This window comes from Arenibaculum sp., assembly GCF_035998295.1.
GTDB lineage: Bacteria > Pseudomonadota > Alphaproteobacteria > Azospirillales > Azospirillaceae > DASYHS01.
In genome coordinates this window covers 1-18,209 of the sequence record NZ_DASYHS010000061.1, presented here as the reverse complement: position 1 = coordinate 18,209, position 18,209 = coordinate 1, and the positions used below count along the sequence as shown (strand labels likewise).

At 73.6% G+C, this 18,209-nt stretch carries 17 protein-coding genes; 13 read left to right on the top strand and 4 right to left on the bottom strand.

The genetic code is table 11. The annotated features are described in order from the left end of the window. The 3 genes from thpR to VGO20_RS06675 all read right to left on the bottom strand — a co-directional run. The coding region (thpR, locus tag VGO20_RS06685) for an RNA 2',3'-cyclic phosphodiesterase (RefSeq protein WP_327501530.1) at positions 1 to 341 on the bottom strand (341 nt) is incomplete at its 3' end. A gap of 12 nt (positions 342 to 353) precedes the next feature. Beyond that, positions 354 to 1,400 (bottom strand): aldo/keto reductase, encoded by a 1,047-nt coding sequence (locus VGO20_RS06680; RefSeq protein WP_327501529.1) that lies wholly within the window; start codon positions 1,398 to 1,400, stop codon positions 354 to 356. A 70-nt stretch (positions 1,401 to 1,470) separates the two neighbouring features. Next, positions 1,471 to 2,160 (bottom strand): arylesterase, encoded by a 690-nt coding sequence (locus VGO20_RS06675; RefSeq protein WP_414639781.1) that lies wholly within the window; start codon positions 2,158 to 2,160, stop codon positions 1,471 to 1,473. 16 nt (positions 2,161 to 2,176) lie between these two features. Between VGO20_RS06675 and VGO20_RS06670 the strand changes: the two genes are divergently transcribed. From VGO20_RS06670 to VGO20_RS06610, 13 genes are all read left to right on the top strand, one after another. Beyond that, complete coding sequence (locus VGO20_RS06670) at positions 2,177 to 2,920, top strand: ABC transporter ATP-binding protein (protein WP_327501528.1); 744 nt, start codon at positions 2,177 to 2,179, stop codon at positions 2,918 to 2,920. A 7-nt stretch (positions 2,921 to 2,927) separates the two neighbouring features. Next, the gene (locus tag VGO20_RS06665; RefSeq protein WP_327501527.1) at positions 2,928 to 5,453 is read left to right on the top strand and encodes an ABC transporter permease; all 2,526 of its coding nucleotides are present in this window, start codon (positions 2,928 to 2,930) and stop codon (positions 5,451 to 5,453) included. Between the two features lie 101 nt (positions 5,454 to 5,554). Beyond that, a complete protein-coding gene (locus VGO20_RS06660; RefSeq protein ID WP_327501526.1) occupies positions 5,555 to 6,274 on the top strand; it encodes a Bax inhibitor-1/YccA family protein in 720 nt (239 codons plus the stop codon). A gap of 196 nt (positions 6,275 to 6,470) precedes the next feature. Beyond that, positions 6,471 to 6,845 carry a response regulator gene (locus VGO20_RS06655; protein WP_327501525.1) on the top strand — a complete coding sequence of 125 codons (375 nt, stop codon included), beginning with the start codon at positions 6,471 to 6,473 and terminating at the stop codon, positions 6,843 to 6,845. Between the two features lie 83 nt (positions 6,846 to 6,928). Further along, positions 6,929 to 8,305 (top strand): sigma-54-dependent transcriptional regulator, encoded by a 1,377-nt coding sequence (locus tag VGO20_RS06650; protein ID WP_327501524.1) that lies wholly within the window; start codon positions 6,929 to 6,931, stop codon positions 8,303 to 8,305. Between the two features lie 131 nt (positions 8,306 to 8,436). Then, positions 8,437 to 8,967, top strand: coding sequence for a hypothetical protein (locus VGO20_RS06645; RefSeq protein ID WP_327501523.1), 531 nt, complete (start codon positions 8,437 to 8,439; stop codon positions 8,965 to 8,967). Further along, complete coding sequence (locus tag VGO20_RS06640) at positions 8,967 to 9,221, top strand: helix-turn-helix domain-containing protein (protein ID WP_327501522.1); 255 nt, start codon at positions 8,967 to 8,969, stop codon at positions 9,219 to 9,221. The genes VGO20_RS06645 and VGO20_RS06640 overlap by 1 nt, the downstream gene beginning before the upstream one ends. Beyond that, positions 9,178 to 9,354, top strand: a complete 177-nt coding sequence (locus VGO20_RS06635; RefSeq protein WP_327501521.1) for a hypothetical protein — start codon at positions 9,178 to 9,180, stop codon at positions 9,352 to 9,354. Before VGO20_RS06640 ends, VGO20_RS06635 begins: the two co-directional genes overlap by 44 nt. Before the next feature lie 101 nt (positions 9,355 to 9,455). Beyond that, positions 9,456 to 10,979, top strand: a complete 1,524-nt coding sequence (locus VGO20_RS06630) for an ABC transporter substrate-binding protein (RefSeq protein WP_327501520.1) — start codon at positions 9,456 to 9,458, stop codon at positions 10,977 to 10,979. Further along, entirely contained in the window at positions 10,967 to 11,917 is a 951-nt protein-coding gene (locus VGO20_RS06625) for an ABC transporter permease (RefSeq protein WP_327501519.1), read from the top strand. Before VGO20_RS06630 ends, VGO20_RS06625 begins: the two co-directional genes overlap by 13 nt. Further along, positions 11,914 to 12,747: an ABC transporter permease gene (locus VGO20_RS06620; RefSeq protein ID WP_327501518.1), complete on the top strand. Its 834-nt coding sequence runs from the start codon at positions 11,914 to 11,916 to the stop codon at positions 12,745 to 12,747. Before VGO20_RS06625 ends, VGO20_RS06620 begins: the two co-directional genes overlap by 4 nt. Continuing rightward, positions 12,744 to 14,201 (top strand): ABC transporter ATP-binding protein, encoded by a 1,458-nt coding sequence (locus VGO20_RS06615; protein WP_327501517.1) that lies wholly within the window; start codon positions 12,744 to 12,746, stop codon positions 14,199 to 14,201. The genes VGO20_RS06620 and VGO20_RS06615 overlap by 4 nt, the downstream gene beginning before the upstream one ends. Before the next feature lie 192 nt (positions 14,202 to 14,393). Further along, positions 14,394 to 14,603: a cold-shock protein gene (locus tag VGO20_RS06610; protein WP_327501516.1), complete on the top strand. Its 210-nt coding sequence runs from the start codon at positions 14,394 to 14,396 to the stop codon at positions 14,601 to 14,603. 57 nt (positions 14,604 to 14,660) lie between these two features. On the opposite strand, the gene VGO20_RS06605 is transcribed toward VGO20_RS06610, so the two are convergent. Continuing rightward, positions 14,661 to 18,104: a PAS-domain containing protein gene (locus VGO20_RS06605; protein WP_327501515.1), complete on the bottom strand. Its 3,444-nt coding sequence runs from the start codon at positions 18,102 to 18,104 to the stop codon at positions 14,661 to 14,663. Between the last annotated feature and the right edge of the window lie 105 nt (positions 18,105 to 18,209).

The following is an 18,209-nucleotide window of genomic DNA, read 5'->3' as shown; positions in this document are numbered from 1 at the left end:
TCCGCGGGCAGGCCCGTGCGCACGACGGCGCTCTCCACCTTCTGCTGGAGGTGCTGGAGCGCCGCGTTGCCCTCGACGCCGGCCCACAGCGCGCGCGTGCGCGCCCCGGCGCCGAAGCGGCCGGTGCCCTCCAGCACCAGGTCGAAGGCGGGGGCGGACACCGCGGCCAGGCCCGCGTGGATGTCCGCCAGCATTCCCTCCTCGACCTCGCCGATGAAGCGCAGGGTCAGGTGCAGGTTGCCCGGCTCGGTCCAGCGCGCGCCGGGCACGCCGCCGCCCAGCCCGGCGAGCCGGTCGCGGAGTTCCGGCGGCAGTTCCAGGCCAACGAACAATCGGATCATCTGAACTCCCCGTCAGGGGCAGGGGTCGGTATAGAGGGCACGGATGTCGTCGATCTCCTCCAGCAGTTCCGCCGACAGCTCCACCTCGGCGGCGCCGGCGTCGGTGGCGAGCTGCTCCAGGCTGGTGGCGCCGATGATCGCCGCGGTGGTGAAGGACCGGCTCAGCACGAAGGCGATCGCCATCCGGGCCGGGTCGAGCCCGTGGCGCCCCGCCAGCTCGACATAGGCCTGCGTCGCCGCGTCCGCGTTCGGCCGGTCGTAGCGCGAGCCCCGCTGGTCGATGGCGCGGCGCGACCCCGGCGGCCGGCGTCCGTCCAGGTACTTGCCCGTCAGCGTGCCGCCGCCGAGCGGGGAATAGGCCAGCAGCCCGACCTCCTCGCGCAGTGCGATCTCCGCCAGCCCGTCCTCGAAGGTACGGTTCAGCAGGTTGTACGCGTTCTGGATGCTGGCGACGCGCGCCAGCCCCAGCGTCTCCGAGACGCGCAGGAAGGTCATCGCTCCCCACGCGGTCTCGTTCGACAGCCCGACATGGCGGATCTTGCCCGCGCGCACGAGGTCGTCCAGCGCCCGCAGGGTCTCGTCGATCGGCGTCGCGTCGCCGTCCTCTTCGGGCAGCGGCACGCTGCGCCGGCCGAAGCGGGTGGTCGGCCGGTCCGGCCAGTGGAGCTGGTAGAGGTCGATGTAGTCGGTCCGCAGCCGGCGCAGGCTGTCCTCGACCGCCCGCACGAGGTTGTCGCGGTCGAGCCGGGCGCCGCCGCCCCGTATCCATCCGTATCCGCCGGACGCGCGGCCGATCGCCTTGGTCGCCAGGACGACGCGCTCGCGGCCGCCGCGGCTCGCGAACCAGCTGCCGATGATCGCCTCCGTGCGGCCGTACGTCTCGGCCGTCGGGGGAATCGCGTACATCTCGGCGGTGTCCCAGAAGGTGATGCCCCGGTCGATCGCCCAGTCCATCTGGGCATGGCCCTCGGCCTCGGTGTTCTGCCGGCCCCAGGTCATGGTGCCGAGGCAGATCTCGGTCACCTCCAGGCCGGTGCGGCCGAGCTTGCGCTTGCGCATCCCGTTCTCCAAAAATTTCCGGCTCGTCGTAGCGCCCGTATGGCCCCAACCCGGCCCGCGGCGAAACGGTTCAGCTCCGGGCCGCCTCCAGCAGCGGCCCGACATGGGGCAGGATGCCCTCGACGATGACGGCGACGCCGTCCTGGTTGGGATGGATGCCGTCGGCCTGGTTCAGCGCCGGCTCCATCGCCACCCCTTCCAGCAGGAACGGGTAGAGCGTCGCGCCGTGCTTGCGCGCGAGGTCCGGGAAGATGGCGTTGAACCGGCGGCCGTATTCCGGGCCCAGATTGGGCGGGGCGTACATGCCGGCCACCAGCACGGGCAGGTCCAGCTCGCCGAGCCTGGTCAGGATCGCGTCGAGATTGGCGCGCGTCGTGTCGGGATCGATGCCGCGCAGCCCGTCATTGGCGCCCAGCGCCAGGATCACGGCGTCCGGCCGTTCGGCCAGCGACCAGTCCAACCGGGCGAGGCCGCCCGCGGTCGTGTCGCCGGAGACGCCGGCGTTCACGATCTCGACCTCATGGCCGGCCTCGCGCAGCGCCGCCTCCAGCCGGTCCGGGAAGCTCTGCCCCGACGGCAGGCCGTAGCCCGCGGTGAGGCTGTCGCCGAAGGCCAGCACGCGCACCGGTGCCGCCTCCGCCGCCGCCGGCCCGGGGGACGCGCCGGGCGTCAGGCCGAGCAGGAGCAGGACCAGCCCCGCCGCCATCGCGTTGAAAAGCCGCGCCGGCGCTCCATATCGCGTTGAACTCAAGAACCTCACCGGCTGGTCTCCCGACATGTCCGATCCCGTTTCCGTCGCCGGCCCGATCATCGCGCTCGGCGATCTTCACCTGAAATTGGATAGCGCGGCGGGGCCCGTCAACGTGCTGCGCGGGATCGACCTGAGCGTGGCGCGCGGCGAGACGGTCGGCATCGTCGGCCCGTCCGGGTCCGGCAAGTCGACGATGATGATGGTGATCGCCGGCCTCGAGCGGCCGACCACCGGCAGGGTCGAGGTGGCCGGGCTCGACCTCGCCTCGCTGGACGAGGACGGGCTCGCGCGCTTCCGGCGCGACCATGTCGGCATCGTCTTCCAGGCCTTCCACCTGATCGCGACCATGACCGCGGTCGAGAACGTCGCGATCCCGCTGGAGTTCGCCGGCCGGGCCGACGCCTTCGCCCGGGCGCGCGAGGGGCTGGAGGCGGTCGGCCTCGGCCACCGCCTCGGCCACTACCCGAGCCAGCTCTCCGGCGGCGAGCAGCAGCGCGTGGCCTTGGCCCGCGCCTTCTCGACCGAACCGTCGCTCCTGCTCGCGGACGAGCCGACCGGCAACCTCGACGGCGAGACCGGCGCCCATGTCGTCTCGCTGATGTTCGACCTGGCGCGCAGCCGCGGCACCACCCTGGTTCTGATCACCCACGACCCCGCGCTCGCGGCCCGGTGCAGCCGCGTCGTCCGGCTGGTCGACGGGCGCATCGCCGATGCCGACGTGCCGCGCTCCGGCCTGCGGCCGGTCGCCGTGCCCGCCTCGGGCCGGTGAGCCCGCGATGACGGTCCTGTCCCTGGCGCTCCGCTTCGCCCGGCGCGAGCTGCGCGGCGGCCTGCGCGGCTTCCGCATCTTCCTCGCCTGCCTGGCGCTCGGCGTCGCCGCGATCGCGACCGTCCAGTCGGTCGCCGGCGGCATCGTCGAGGGCCTGCGCGCCGACGGCCGCGCCATCCTCGGCGGCGACGTGGCGCTGCGCCAGCTCTACCGGGTCCCGACCGGGGACCAGGTCGCCTTCCTGGAGCGTTCGGGGCGCCTGTCCACCACGGCCGAGCTGCGCGCCATGGCGGTCGTGCCGGACGACCTGCGCTCGGCCCTGGTCGAGCTGAAGGCCGTCGACGGCGCCTATCCGCTCTACGGCAGCTTCGAGATCGAGGGCGGCGGCGCCCTCGACGCGGCGCTCGCGCCCGAGGACGGCACGCCGGGCGCCGTGGTCGAGGCCGGCGTCCTTGCCCGCCTGGGCGTGGCGGTCGGCGACCGCATCCGCCTGGGCGAGCGCGAGTTCGAGCTGCGCGGCGTCATCGCGCGCGAGCCCGACCGCGCCGGCTCCGGCGCCTTCACCCTCGGCCCCCGCGTCCTGGTCGGGCTCGACGCGCTGCCCGGCACCGGGCTGCTGCAGCCCGGCAGCCTCGTCGAATGGCACTACCGGATCGCCCTGCCCGAAGGGGTGGACGTGACCGCCTGGCGCGAGGAGCTGTCGCAAACCTTCCCGGGGGCGGCGTGGCGCGTGCGCGACTTCACGAACGCGGCCCCGCAGCTCGAACGCTTCATCGGGCGCCTCGCCCTGTTCCTGACCCTGGTCGGCCTGACCGCCCTGCTGGTGGGCGGCGTCGGCGTCGGCAACGCCGTGCGGGCCTTCCTCGACGGCAAGACCGCGACGATCGCGACCTTCAAATGCCTGGGGGCGCCCGGGCGGCTGGTCTTCGCGACCTATCTCGTCCAGATCCTGGTGCTGGCCGCGGGCGGCATCGCGCTCGGGCTGGTGGTCGGGGCGGTGGCGCCGCTGCTGCTCTCCAGCGTGCTGGCCGACGTGCTGCCGGTGTCGGCGCGCATCGGCGTCTATCCGGGCGCGCTCGCGATCGCGGCGGCGTTCGGGCTGCTGACGGCGCTCGCCTTCTCGCTGTGGCCGCTCGGGCGCGCCCAGGCGGTGCCGGCGGTGACGCTGTTCCGCGGGGCCGCGTCGGGCGTGCGCGGCCGCCCGGGCACCGGCTACGCCGTCGCGGCCGGGGCCTGCGCGCTCGCGCTGGCGGTGCTGGCGGTCGCGACCGCGCCGGAGCGGCTGTTCGCCGCCTCCTTCGTCGCCGGGGCCTTCGCCACCCTGCTCGCGTTCCGGGGGGCGGCGTGGCTGGTCACGCGCGCCGCGGCGCATGCCGGCCGGCCGCGCCGGCCGGGGCTGCGCCTGGCGCTCGCCAACCTGCACCGGCCCGGCAACCCGACCGGCAGCGTCGTGCTCTCGCTCGGGCTCGGCCTGACCGTCCTGGTCGCCATCGCGCTGATCGAGGGCAATTTCGACCGCCGCATCCAGGAGGAGATGCCGTCCGACGCGCCGGCCTTCTTCTTCGTCGACATCCAGCCCGACCAGCGCGAGGACTTCGTGCGCACCGTCCTCGCCGTGCCGGGGACGGCGGATTTCCGCTCGGTGCCGATGCTGCGCGGGCGCATCGCGACCGTGAACGGCCGGGACGCCGAGAGCGCGATCGTGAACCCCGACCATGCCTGGGTCATGAACGGCGACCGCGGCATCACCTACTCCGCCGAACCGCCGCGCGACGCGCGCTTCCTGGCCGGGGAGTGGTGGCCGCAGGACCATGCCGGGCCGCCGCTGGTCTCGGTGTACAAGGACGTCGCCGCCGCCTTCGGCATCGGCGTCGGCGACCGCATCGGCATCAACGTCCTGGGCCGGGTCATGGAGGCCGAGATCGCGAGCGTGCGCGAGATCGACTTCATGACCATGAACATCAACTTCACCCTGGTCTTCTCGCCGGGCATGCTGGAAGGCGCGCCGCAGACCTTCCTCGCCACCGTGCGCGCGACGCCCGAGGCCGAGGCCGCGGTCCAGCGCGCGATCGCCGAGGGGTTCCCGAACGTCTCGGTCGTGCGCGTGCGCGACGCGCTCGACACCGTCAACGACATCCTCGGCAAGATCGGCGTCGCGGTGCGCATCGTGGCCGCCGTCACCCTGTTCGCCGGCACCCTGGTGCTCGCCGGCGCGATCGCCGCGGGCCATCGCCGGCGCGTCTACGACGCGGTCGTCCTGAAGGTGCTGGGGGCGACGCGCGCCGACGTGCTGCGCGCGTTCCTGGTCGAGTACGGGCTGCTGGGCCTCGTGACGGCGGCGATCGCCGGCATCATCGGCACCGCGACCGCCTGGGCGGTGCTGACGCAGGTGATGGACTGGGGCTGGATCTTCATCCCCTCCGTCGTGCTCTGGACGCTGCTTCTGTGCTCGGCGATCACGCTCGGCGTCGGCTTCGTCGGCACCTGGAAGGCGCTCGGCCAGCCGGCCGCCCCGCTGCTGCGCAACGATTGAAGCCGCCCGCGGGTCCGGTCCGTCCGATTTTCGTTGAACGGGGTAGCTTTCCGCCCAATATCAAGCCCCGAGAGACGGTTCTTCTTCGTTCGAGGCGACAGATGGCAAACGGACCTTACAATCGCTACGCGGCCCCCGGCCGCGCGATCGACCGGGCCCAGTACGACGAGGGCCTGCGCGCGCACATGGAGCGCGTGTTCGGCTACATGGCGGCGGGCGTGGGCGTCACCGGCCTCGTCGCGCTGCTGGTCGCCAGCAGCCCGACCCTGCTCGGCGCGATCTTCGGGACGCCGCTGCGCTGGGTGGTGATGCTGGCGCCGCTCGGCTTCGTGTTCTTCCTTTCGTTCCGGGTCCACACGATCTCGGCCGCCCGGGCGCAGGCGCTGTTCTGGGCCTTCGCCGCGGTGATGGGACTATCGCTGTCCTTCATCTTCGCGGTCTACACCGATGCCAGCATCGCGCGGGTGTTCTTCATCTCGTCCGGCATGTTCGCCGCGACGGCGCTGTGGGGCTACACGACCAAGCGCGACCTTTCCGGCATGGGCTCGTTCCTGATGATGGGCCTGTTCGGCATCATCATCGCCAGCATCGTCAACATCTTCATGGCCTCCTCGGCGCTGACCTTCGCCATCTCGGTGATCGGCGTCCTGGTGTTCACGGGCCTGACCGCCTGGGACACCCAGCGCATCAAGGAGACGTACGCCGAGGGCCACGGCACCGAGTCGAACAACAAGATGGCGGTCATGGGCGCGCTGTCGCTCTACCTGAACTTCATCAACCTGTTCATGATGCTGCTCAACCTGTTCGGCCAGCGCGAGTAGCGGCCGGCCGCGCCGTCCCACGGGCCCCGGGGACGCTGGGGCCCGGCCAGCGCGAGCGATGGAACCATCCGGGAGCAGCCGGCCTCGTGCCGGCTGCTCTTTTTCGTACCCGGCGGGCCGGGATTCATGCGTTGCGCCGCTACCTCCGCAGAGTTACCTTTCCGGAGAAACATTTCGTGAGCGTGGCGGTTCGGACGTGACCCATCATTCCGCTTCCGGACCGATCCTGATCTGCGAGGACGATGCGATCGTGGCGCTCGGCCTCGAGATGCTCCTGGAGGAGCGGGGCCTACGCCTTGCGCCGCTAGCGACCTCCGCCGACGAGGCGGTGGCGCTCGCCGAGGCCCACCGCCCCGCGCTGGCCCTTGTCGACGTCTGCCTCGCGGCCGGGTCCTGCGGGCTCGCGGCCGGGCGCGAGATGGCGCGCTGCTTCGGCATCCCGGTGATCTACCTGACCGGGCGGGCGGAACCGTCCGAGGCCGCGGAGGCGGAGGCTTGGCTGGTCAAGCCGTTCGAGCCGCGCCGCCTGCTCGACCTCGTGGACGCCGTGCTCGCCCGCGCGGCGGTATGATTTGCCCGCCGCGCCGCGGATCGGCTAGGCTGCCCCGCAATTCCAATGCTGTTCAGAGGATTGCCGCGATACCCAAGGATCCGGTGCTGCTCGTCGAGGACACGCCGTCGCTCGCGCGCGTCTACGCCGAGTATCTGAAGAAGGAAGGCCTGACCGCGGCCATCGTCGAGACCGGCCGCGACGCGATCGGGGCGCTGGGCTCCGGCGAGCTTCCGCGCGTCCTGCTCCTCGACCTGAACCTGCCGGACATCAACGGCATGGAGGTCCTGAAGCACGTCTCCGAGCAGGAGATCCCGGTCGCGGTCGTCGTCATCACCGCCCACGCCTCGGTGAACCTCGCGGTCGAGGCGATGCGGTGGGGCGCCTACGACTTCCTGGTCAAGCCCTTCACCGCCGACCGGCTGGTCGTGACGGTGCGCAACGCGCTGGAGCGCCAGCGCCTCGTCCAGATCGTCGACCGCTACAAGGGCGAGCTGGAGCGGGACCGCTATTTCGGCTTCATCGGCTCGTCGCTGTCGATGCAGGCGATCTACCGCATCATCGACAGTGCCGCCTCCAGCAAGGCGACGGTGTTCATCACCGGCGAGTCCGGCACCGGCAAGGAGGTGTGCGCCGAGGCGATCCACCGCTGCAGCCCGCGCCGGGACGGGTCCTTCGTCGCGATCAACTGCGGCGCGATCCCGAAGGACCTGATGGAGAGCGAGATCTTCGGCCACGTGAAGGGGGCGTTCACCGGGGCGGTGAACGACCGCGACGGCGCTGCGACCCGGGCGGACGGCGGCACGCTGTTCCTGGACGAGATCTGCGAGCTGGAGCCCAACCTCCAGACCAAGCTGCTGCGCTTCATCCAGACCGGGACCTTCCAGAAGGTCGGCGGCACGAGGGTCGAGAAGGTCGACATCCGCATCGTCTGCGCGACCAACCGCGACCCGATGAAGGAGGTCGAGGAGGGCCGGTTCCGCGAGGACCTCTATTACCGCCTGCACGTGATCCCGATCCACCTGCCGCCGCTGCGCGAGCGCGAGGACGACGTGACCGCGATCGCGCGGGAGTTCCTGGTCGACTACGCGCGCGAGGAGGGCAGGCGCTTTCGCGAGCTGGACCCCGCGGTCGAGCAGGTGTTCCGCGCCTATCACTGGCCGGGCAACGTGCGCCAGCTCCAGAACGTGATCCGCAACATCGTCGTCCTGCACGAGGGCGAGGCCGTGACGATGGACATGCTGCCGGCACCGCTGTGCCAGCAGTCCTCCGCGGCCGTCCCGGCGGCGGCGGCCGAGGCGCCCGGCGCTCCGGCGGGGCGGCGGCCGGTCCGCCCCCTGTGGCTCGTCGAGAAGGAGGCGATCGAGGATGCGGTCGCGGCCTGCGACGGCAACATCCCCCGCGCGGCCGCCCTGCTCGGCATCAGCGCCTCGACGATCTACCGCAAGCGCCTGAGCTGGGAGGCCGAAGGCAAGGCCTGACGCCGCACGCCGGCACGTGCCGCCCACCCCCGTTTCCGCTCCCGCTCCCCCGCCGCCATGACGGGGGATTTTTCGTTTGGCGATGACTGATTATCGTGAGACGATAATTTCACTTCGAAGGGGAGGACGGGATGAGCACCACGGATCGGGATTTGCGCCGGCTCGGCGCCTGGCTCGCGGGCGGCAGCCTCGCGCTCGCTGTCCTGCTGCCTCTCGCGACCGCCTCCGTCTGGTTCACCGCGGACCCGGCGGTCCTGGCGGCGCAGGCGGGCCTGCCCGCGGGGACGCGGCCGGGGGGCTGGCAGGTCCTAGCGGGCGGCGCAGTCGCGCTGGTGCCGGTCGGGCTGCTGTCGCTCGCCATGCTGGCGGCGCGGCGGTGCTTCCTGCTGTTTCGCCGCGGCGCCTATCTGACCGCGGACACGGTCGCGGCCCTGCGGGCGTTCGGCGCGCGGGTCGTCCTGTCCGCGCTGGCCGGGCTGCTGGTGCCGACGCTGCTCGGCCTGCTGCTCTCGGCCGGCAATCCGGCGGGCGGGCATTCCCTGGTGCTGAGCCTGTCCAGCACGCCGCTGCTGGGCCTGATGTTCGGCGGCACGCTCTGGGCCATTGCCGGCGTGATGGCGCGGGCTGTCGCGATCGCCGAAGACAATGCGCAGATCGTCTGATGCCCGTCGTCGTCACGCTCGACCTGATGCTGGCGCGCCGCAAGGTCCGGTCGAGGGAACTGGCCGCCCATGTCGGCATAACCGAGGCCAACCTGTCGCTGCTGAAGCAGGGCAAGGTCAAGGGCATCCGCTTCGAGACGCTGGCGCGCATCTGCGCGTACCTGGACTGCCAGCCCGGGGACGTGCTGGCCTACCAACCGGAGACGCGGGATGAGGGTTCTCGTTCTGGCGGCGCTGCTGCCGCTGCTGAGTAGCTGCGACACCTTGAACCTGCGCGACACCGGCGAGGGCTTGCTGGACGCGCTGTGCCGCGAGGCGTCGCGGAACTGCACGCCTCCCGTCCCGCACCGTCCGGTCGGGGTCGGCCGGCTGTCCCGCCGGCCATAGGCCGCGCGGCATGGGGACGGGCGGGCACCCGGTGCCTTGACGTTATGTTATAACGTTCATAAGCTGCGCACCTCATCCCTGCGCCGTCGAGGAACGGACCCATGAACCCCATCGTCAGGCTGGCCGCAGCGTTCGGGCTGCTGCTCGCCTTCACTTGCCCGGCCGCCGCCGAGACCCGGACCCTGCGCATCGCCTCCCCCTGGGAGATCACCGGCCTGGACCCCGCGCGCTCCGGATACATCTTCGCCCGCATGCAGGTCGCCGAGACGCTGGTGACCGCCGACGGGGCGGGCCGGCCGCTGCCGGGCCTCGCGCGCTCCTGGTCGGTCTCCCCGGACGGCTCGTCCTGGACCTTCGAGCTGCGGCCGGGCGCCGTCTTCCACGACGGCACGCCCGTCACGGCGCAGGCGGTCGTGCATGCCCTCGAACGCGCGCGCAGCCGCCCCGGGCCGCTGGCCGGCGTGCCGATCGCGCGGATGCGGGCCGAAGCCGGCGCCGTCACGATCCGCACTGAGCGGCCCTTCGTGTCCCTGCCGGCGTTCCTCGCCCATTACGAGACGATCGTCCTCGCCCCGTCCGCGTACGACGACGCGGGCGCCGTCGTCGCGATGGTCGCGACCGGCCCGTTCCGGGTCGAGACGCTGCAGCCGCCGCTGAGCCTGACCACCGTCCGCTTCGACGGGTGGTGGGGAGAGCCGCCGGCGATCGAGCGCGCCTCCTACCTCGCGGTGCCCAGGGGCGAGACCCGTGCCGCCATGGCCGAGAGCGGCCAGGCCGAGCTGGTGTTCGTGCTCGCGCCGGAAACCGTGGACCGGCTCCGGCGCTCGCCGCGGGTCGTCGTCCATTCCCAGCCGATCCCGCGCAGCCGCGTGCTCAAGCTGAACGCCGGGCACCCGTTCCTCGCCGACCCGCGCGTGCGCGAGGCGATCAGCCTCGCGATCGACCGGGAAGGCATCGCCGCGGCGATCCTGCGCAGCCCGGCGAGCACCGCGACCCAGCTCTACCCGCCCTCCCTGCCGGACTGGCACGTCCCCGGCCTGCCGCCGCTGGCCCACGACCCCGGCCGGGCCGGGCGCCTGCTCGCCGAGGCCGGCTGGGCGCCGGGCCCCGGCGGCATCCTCGTGAAGGACGGCGCGCCGTTCCGGCTGACGCTGCGCACCGCCTCCGAACGGCCGGAGCAGCCCCCGATGGCGGCCGCCATCCAGGCCCAGCTGCGCGAGGTCGGCATCGACGTGACCGTCGCGATCGCGAACAGCGGCGACATCCCCGCCGGCCACCGGGACGGCACGCTGGAGCTGGCGCTCTTCGCCCGCACGCTGATGCTCGTGCCCGACCCGCTGGCCACCCTCCTGCAGGACTACGGCCCCTCGGGCGGGGACTGGGGTGCTATGGGCTGGAGCGACCCCGCCCTGGTGGAGGCGCTGCACCGCCTCGGCGGCGAGACCGACCCGCAGGCGCGCGCACGCCTGCGGGCCGAGGTCGCGACGATCCTCCACGGCGCCCACGCGGTGCTGCCGGTCGCCTGGTTCGACTACCACGTCGCGGCGAGCCGGCGCCTCGCCGGCGTCTCGGTCGATCCGCTGGAACTCTCCTACCGGCTGGGCGGCATGCGATGGGCGGACTGACGCGGGCCCTGGGCGGCCGCCTCGTCCAGGCGGCCCTGGTCGCGCTGCTGGTGGGGATCGCCTGCTTCGCGATGGTCGAGTTCCTGCCCGGCGACCAGGCCTACCGCATCGCCGCCGGCCGCTACGGCGAGGATCTCGTGAGCACGGCCGCGGCCGACGCGGTGCGTCTGGAACTGGGCCTCGACCGGCCGTGGTGGGAACGGCTGGGGGCCTGGCTCGCCGCGCTGGCCCGTCTCGACCTCGGCGTCTCCCTCGTGACCGGCGAGCGGGTCGCCCACGAGATCGGCCACCAGCTCGGCCACACGCTGCTGCTGTCGCTGGCGGCGCTGGCGCTGTCGGTCCTGCTCGGCCCGCCGCTGGGGGTGCTGGCGGCGGCCCGTGCCGGCACCGCCTGGGACCTGGCCGGCATGTCGGCGGCCGCGGCCCTGCGCGCGCTGCCGGCCTTCGCCGTCGGGGTCGCGCTGACCTGGATCTTCGCGGTCCGGCTCGGCCTCCTGCCCGCCGCCGGGGCCGAGGGCCCCGCCGCGGCCGTCCTCCCGGCGCTGACCCTGGCGCTCGGGCTCGCGGCGGCGTCGAGCCGGGTGACCCGGGACGTGGCGCTGTCCGTGATGCGCTCGCCCTGGGTCGCCTTCGCGCGCACCAAGGGGCTGGGCGAGGCGGCCGTCGTCCGCCGCCACGCCTTGCGCAACGCCGCCGCACCGGTGACGGCCTATCTCGGCATCCAGCTCGCCTGGCTGGTCGAGGGGGTGGTGGTCGTCGAGTCCGTCTTCGTCTGGCCCGGCATCGGGCATGCGCTCGTCCATGCCGTCGTCGCCCGCGACGTGCCCATGATCCAGGGCACGGCGCTGGTGCTGGGCCTTCTCTTCGTCCTGCTCAACGCATTGGTGGACCTGCTGTGCATCCTCATCGATCCCCGGGCGGGGGAGCGGCGCCGATGACCGCGATCCCGGAGACCTCCGCCGCGGGCGCCGTTCCCGCCCCCGGCTCCGCGCGGGGCCGCCGCGCGCTCGGCGCCGGCCTGCTCCTCGCCGTCGGGCTGCTGGCGCTGGCAGGCCCGTGGCTGATCGACGCCGACCCGCTGCGCCAGGATTTGCGGGCGGCACTGCGGGGGCCGGGCGGCGGCCATCCGCTCGGCACCGACCATCTCGGCCGCGACATGCTGGCGCGGCTCGCCCATGCCGCGCGCCTGTCGCTCGGCCTCGGGGCCGCGACGGTCCTGACCGCCGCCGTGCCCGGCGTCCTGCTCGGCCTCGCGGCGGCCTGGCGGGGCGGGGCGGTGGACCGCGCGCTCGGCGCGCTGTGCGCCTCGGTGATGGCGCTGCCCGGCCTGCTGCTGGTGCTGGTGCTGGCGGGTTTCGCCCCCGGCGCCTTCTGGCCGCTCTATGTCGGCCTCGCCCTGGCCTCCTGGGTCGAGTATTTCCGGGTGGTGCGCGCCGTCGCGGCGTCCCGCCTCGCCCGTCCCGACGTCGAGGCGGCGCGCCTGCTGGGCTTCGGGCCGGCGCATGTCGTGCGGCGGCACCTGCTGCCGGACCTCGTCGGGCCGCTCGCGACGCTGATGGCCTTCGGCCTCGCCGCGACCGTGGTCGCGGTCTCCTCCCTCAGCTTCGTCGGCATCGGGCTGCGCCCGCCGACGCCGGAATGGGGAAACATGATGACCGAGCTGCTGCCCTACCACGCCGAGGCGCCGCTCCAGCTCCTGATGCCGGGAACACTCCTGTTCGCGACGGTGCTGGGGCTCGCCCTGGTCTGCGGGAGGGAGCCCTCGTGACCGCGGCCGTGGAGGTCTCGGGCCTGCGCGTCGCGTCGGCGGCGCGCGTCCTGGTCCGGCCCTGCTCGCTGGAGCTGCGGGCGGGCGAGATCCTGGTGGTCCTGGGCGAGACCGGATCGGGCAAGTCCCTGCTGGCGCAGGCGATCATGGGCACCTTGCCGCCGGAGCTCGCCTGCGCCGGCCGGATCGTGCTCGGCGGCGAGGAGGTCGGGCATCTCCCGCCCGCGGCGCGGCGCCGGCTGTGGGGCCGCAGGATCGCCCTGCTGCCCCAGGAGCCCTGGTCGGCGCTGAACCCGACCATGGCGGCGGGCGGCCAGGTCGCCGAGGTCCACGCCCTGCTCCACGGGCGGCCCTGGGCCGAGGCGCGCCGCCGCGCCGCCTCGGCGCTGGCGGCACTCGGCCTCGGCCGGGCGGTCGGCCGCCATCCCTTCCGGCTGTCCGGCGGCATGGCGCAGCGCGTCGCCATCGCCGCGACCGCCGCCACCGGCGCCCCGGTGCTGCTGGCCGACGAGCCGACCAAGGGTCTGGACGCCGGGCTGCGCGACGAGGTCGCGGCCCTGCTCGCCGCCGAGGCGGCGGGCGGTGCTGCGGTCATGGTGATCACCCACGACGTCGGGCTCGCGCGGCGGCTGGGCGGGCGCGTCGCCGTGATGCTGGACGGCGAGGTCGTCGAGACCGGCCCGGCCGGCGAGGTGATCGCCGCTCCCCGGCACGCCTACACGCGCCTGCTGCTCGCCGCCGATCCCGAGACCTGGGCTCCGGCCGGGGCTCCTGCCGGCGCGCGCGCGGCGGGCGCGACCGTGCTGTCGGCCCGCGGCCTCGCCAAGGCGCTGGGCGGGCGGACGCTGTTCTCGGGGCTGGACCTGGAGGTCGGCGCGGGCGGGATCGTCGCCGTGGCGGGGCCGAGCGGCTGCGGCAAGACGACCCTCGGCAACGTGCTGCTCGGGCTTCTGGCGCCCGACGCGGGCACCGTCTCGCGCCGCCCGGGCACGGCGGCGCACCGGTACCAGAAGATCTACCAGGACCCCGTCGCCGCCTTCGCGCCGCAGGCGACACTGCGCGCGGCGCTTGGCGACGTCGTCGCCCGCCACGGCCTGTCCTGGGACGCCGCCGCGCGCCTGCTGTCCGCGATGCGCGTCCCGGACGGGCTGCTGGACCGCCGGCCGGCCCAGGTCTCGGGCGGCGAGCTTCAGCGCGTGGCGCTCGCCCGCGCCCTGCTGGTCGACCCGGTGTTCCTGTTCGCGGACGAGGCGACCTCCCGCCTCGACCCGCTGACCCAGAAGCAGGTGATGGACCTGCTGAACGAGACCGTGGCCGAGCGGCGCCTGGCGGTGCTGATGGTGACGCACGACCCCGCGCTGGCCCGCGGCATGGCGTCCAGGACCGTGCGCCTGGAGATGCCCTCCCCGCGCGATGCTCTTTATTTCGGCCCGGGTCCGGGTGATTCCGGCTAGATGCTTCGCGGATTGAGGCGAGTACAGTATCCGCCCTGTGGAACCTCAATAACGCCCGAATGGAATCTTGAGGCCCCACGCCCCGGGCCGCTACCCTGTTCCATGGAGCGTCCGGCCGGGCAACGGCCGGAAACCCGCGGCTCCCGCCCGCAAGCGGGCTGCGGGGCCATGCAGACGGAGGGAACGAGCCCGATGACCACCGGCACCGTGAAATGGTTCAACACCACGAAGGGATATGGCTTCATCGCCCCGGAGAGCGGGACCAAGGACGTGTTCGTCCACATCACCGCGCTGCATCAGTCCGGCCTGCGCGGCCTCAACGAAGGCCAGCGCGTGAACTTCGAGCTGGCGCCCGGCAACAACGGCAAGGACGCGGCCATCAACATCAGCCTGGCCGACTGAAACCCGGCCCGCCGGCGGCTCCGGCCCCTCTGCCGCGCCGCGCGGCAGGGGGCGGCCTCATTCCGCGGCAATCGGCGCCGGCAGCAGGCCGGCCGCCTCGTAGGCCGCCGCGGTCGCCGCGACGAGGCCGGCGACCGTCGCCGCCAGCCTGCGCGCCTCGTCGACCCGCTCGGTCCGGCAGGCCCGCTCCAGGCCCGCCATCAGGTTCGCCAGCCGTGCCGCGCCGAAGGTGCCGGCGCTGCTCTTGAGCGTGTGGGCCTGGCGCTCGAGCTGGCCGAGCTCGCCCCGCTCGGCGGCCTCCTCGATCGCCCGGATGCGGGCCTCGGCCTCGCGGGTGAAGGCGGCCACCAGCTCCGGCAGCACTTCGGCGTCCAGATCGGCCGCGAGCTGCTCCAGCACGGCCCGGTCGAGCATGTCGCCCGGCACCTCCCCGGCCTCGCCGTGGTCCTCCTCTCCGGGCTGCCCGGGGCCGGGAGCCTGGGCCGGGGTCGCCGGCAGCCACCGGCCGATCACCTCGATCAGGCGCGCCCGCTCGATCGGCTTGGCGATGTAGTCGTTCATTCCGGCCTCCAGGCAACGCTGGCGGTCGCCCTCCATCGCGTTCGCGGTCATGGCGACGATCGGGATCGTCCGGATCGGCGGCGGCATCGCGCGCAGCGCGCGCGTCGCGGCGAAGCCGTCCAGCTCGGGCATCGCGACGTCCATCAGCACGATGTCGTAGGGGACGTTCCGCACCGCCTCGATCGCCTCGACCCCGTCGCCGGCGACGTCGACCTGGAAGCCCGCGCTCTTCAGCAGGGCGGTCGCGACCATCTGGTTGGTGATGCTGTCCTCGACGACGAGGACGCGCCGGTTCTGTCCGATCTGGCTGTCCGCGGCGGCGCGGCGCGCGGCGGCGGCCGAGGCGGCCGCCTCCCCCGTCCCGCGGCCCGCGGCCTCCGGGGCGATCGCGGCCAGGAGCTGGGCGCGGCGCGGCGGCTTCAGGATCGAGGCGGGGAAGCCCAGGACCTCCAGCGAGGCCCGTTCCGCATGGTGGCCGAGCAGGGTCATCAGCACGAGCCGGCCGACCCCCGCCCCGGCGAGGCCGCGCGCGACCTCGGGCAGGGTGACGCCGCCGCCGGGCGCACCCGACCCGCCGCTCGACCCGTCCACGAGCGCCACCGCGTAGGGCCTGCCGGCGGCGGCCGCCCGGCGGGCCTCCTCGATCCCGGCCTCGGCGGCCGCGAAGGCCGCCACCTCCGCCCCCCAGGTCGTGAGCTGGGCGGCGAGTGCCCGGCGCGACACCGGGTTGGGCTCCAGCACCAGGACGCGCCGGCCGGCCGAGGGCGACCAGGGCGGAGGCGCGCCGCTCCGCTCCGTCCGGGTCGACAGGCGCAGCGTGAACCAGAAGCGGCTGCCGGCCCCGGTCGTGCTCTCGCAGCCGATCTCGCCGCCCATCAGCTCGACCAGCCGCTTGGAGATCGCGAGGCCGAGCCCGGTGCCGCCGTAGCGGCGCGACAGGCCCGGATCGGCCTGGGTGAACTCGCGGAACAGCCGGGTCTGGTGCTCGGGCGCGATGCCGATGCCGGTGTCGACGACGTCGAAGCGCAGCAGGACCGACGACCCCGCGCGCGACACCAGCGACACGCTGACCTCGACGCCGCCCTGCTCGGTGAACTTGACGGCGTTGCCGGCGAGGTTCAGCAGGATCTGGCGCAGCCGGCCGGCGTCGCCGCGCAGGTCGACCGGCACGTCCGCCGGGACCAGCGACACCAGCTCGATGCCCTTGGCGGTCGCCCGGGCGGCCAGCAGCTCGACCACGCTCTCTATGATCGCGACCAGGTCCAGGTCGTTCGACTCCAGGGTCAGCTTCCTGGCCTCCATCTTGGACACGTCGAGGATGTCGTTGAGCACGGTCAGCAGCGCCTCTCCGGATTCGCGTGCGGTCTGGGCGTAGGAGCGCTGCTCCTCCGACAGGCGGCTGTCCTGCAGCAGCCCGATCATGCCGAGCACGCCGTTCATCGGCGTGCGGATCTCGTGGCTGATCATGGCCAGGAACTCGGACTTGGCGCGGTTCGCCGCCTCCGCCTGCTCCTTGGCCCGGCGCAGTTCGTCGACGGCCTTGCGCTGCTCGGTCACGTCGCGGATCGACACGACGCCGGCCAGCCTGCCGCGGTAGGGCACGCTGCGCACCGAGGCCTGGGCGAGGAAGCGGGTGCCGTCGCGCCTCAGGCAGGACACCTCGAAGGGCGTTTCCAGGCCCGCGGCCGTGGTGCCCTTGGCCATCGCCCGGTCCTCCGGCGCGACCAGGTCGTCGGCGGCCATGCCGATCAGCTCGCCGAGCGGGCAGGCGAACAGGTCGGCCGCGGCGGCGTTGGCGTCGATGATGACGCCCTCGTCGTGGAAGACGACGCCCTCCAGTGCCGCGTCCGACAGCTTGCGGAAGCGCTGCTCGCTGTCGCGCAGCTCGCTCTCGACCTGGCGGAAGGCCGTGATGTCGGTGAAGGTGACGAGGCGGCCGCCGTCGGGCAGCGGCGTCGAGATGACGTCGAGCATGCGGCCGCGCGGGCCGGCGCGCTGGTAGCGCTGGCTGCCGTTGTCGAGCAGCTCGGTGACCCGGCGCTCGACGTCGGCCTCCAGCTCGGCGATGCCGTCGTAGGACCCGTAGTCGCCGCGCCGCGCGAAGAAGGCCGCGACCTTGCGGAACGCGGTGCCCGCCACCGTCAGCTCGTCGGGCATCTCCAGCAGCTCGATCAGGCGGCGGTTGGCGAGGACCAGCCCGCCCTCGGCATCCCACAGGACCAAGCCCTGGCTCATGCTCGCGAGCATCGCGTCCAGCATCGCCGACTGGCGGGCGAGCTCGGTCTCGCAGCGCTTCAGCTCGGTGATGTCGGTCCGCACGGCCACCGTCCAGCCGCTGGGCGTGCGGCGCTCGGAGATCCGGAGCCAGCGGCCGTCGCTCAGCTCCAGGTCGATCGGCCCCTGCGGGTCGCGGTGGGCGGACAGCCGCCACTCGACCCAGGCGTCGAGGTTGCCCTCGTCGACGCCGGCATAGTGCCCGGTCGCGGCCCCCCTGCGGATCACCTCGGCGAACGGGCTGCCGCAGCGGATCGTCTCGCCGGCCACGCTGTGGATCTCGCGCAGGCGCGGGTTGAACAGGAACAGCCGGTCGTCCGGGTCCCACAGGGAGAACCCGTTGCTCATGGCCCCGACCGCCTCGGTCAGCCGCTCATGCGCCTCGCGCGCCCGGCGCTCCGCCTCGTTGGCCGCCGCGCGCGCGCGGTCGGTCTCGCGCGCGGCGTGCCAGCCGAGCAGGCCGATCGCCGTGCCGCCCAGCGCTAGCGCCCCGGCCGCGAGCGTCGCGTCCGCGACGGCGCCGCCCGACGCCAGGTGGAGCACGACCGGAAGCCCGCCGACGCCGGCGAGGGCCGCCGCGAAGCCGGCGACGCCGTAGCGCCAGCACCGGCCGGCGGACGGCCTCCACCGGCGCCCGAGCCCAAACGTTCGTTCCGAAGCGCTCATGGGCCCGGAAACCTCGTGCGAAAAACCATGACCTTAGGTTAGCGATTGCATGTCGTTCTTGCAATCGGCGCTCGAACGGATTGCCATCGCGCTCGTTTCTCCGCG